General features: G+C 68.9%; 1 protein-coding gene. It reads right to left on the bottom strand.

All coding sequences use genetic code 11. From position 1 onward, the window contains the following. On the bottom strand, nucleotides 1–776 hold a 776-nt coding region (locus ACLQ20_RS31325), incomplete at its 3' end, for an AMP-binding protein (protein ID WP_425858377.1). Nucleotides 777–808: the final 32 nt, after the last annotated feature.

Here is an 808-nt window from a genome sequence, read left to right as displayed (position 1 = left end):
GCACGACCGATCGGCACCACCGGACCCGCCTGCTCGGTCTCCACCGGGAAGATGCACGTGCCCACACTCGCCTCGGTCGGCCCGTACTCGTTGACCAACCCACCCGCACCCAACAACCCCAACCACCGGTTCGCCAACGCCGCCGGCAACGCCTCACCAGCGACCACCACCACCGGCGCCAACGACGCCAACGCCTCATCCGACAACTGCCGACCAAGAATCTCCAGATGACCCGGCGTCAACTTCAAGAAACTGAACGGCCCCGACGACGCCAACACCGCACCCAACTCGGCCAGATCCACATCCTGACCCACCATCACCACACGCTGACCCGCCACCAACGGCGCCCACAAATTCGGCACCTGCAAGTCGAACGCCACCGACGAGAACACCGCACAACCACCCGCACCACGCGACGCCAACTCACCCGCCGCCCACCGCACATGATTCGCCAACCCCCGGTGCGACACCTGCACACCCTTCGGCCGACCCGTCGACCCCGACGTGAAAATCACATACGCCAACTCGTCGAGGTCGATCGGCCCGGGCAGGGCCGCCCGCAGGTCGCCGTCGGCCGTGGCCTCCTCGGCGCCGTCGTCCACGATCTCGTCCACCCGGAGCACGTCGACCCCGGCACCGGCGAACCGGTCCGCGTACCGCTGCGAGGTGATCGCGACCCGCGCACCCGCGTCGGCGAGCATCGCGGCGATGCGGCCCGGCGGGTACGACGGATCCACCGGCACGAACGCCGCACCCGCCTTCCACACCCCCAGCATCGACGCCACCAACTCCACACCCCGGTCCAGCA

It is taken from the genome of Micromonospora sp. DT46 (assembly GCF_049841735.1).
Taxonomy (GTDB): domain Bacteria; phylum Actinomycetota; class Actinomycetes; order Mycobacteriales; family Micromonosporaceae; genus Micromonospora; species Micromonospora reichwaldensis.
This window is presented reverse-complemented; position numbering and strand designations above follow the sequence as displayed.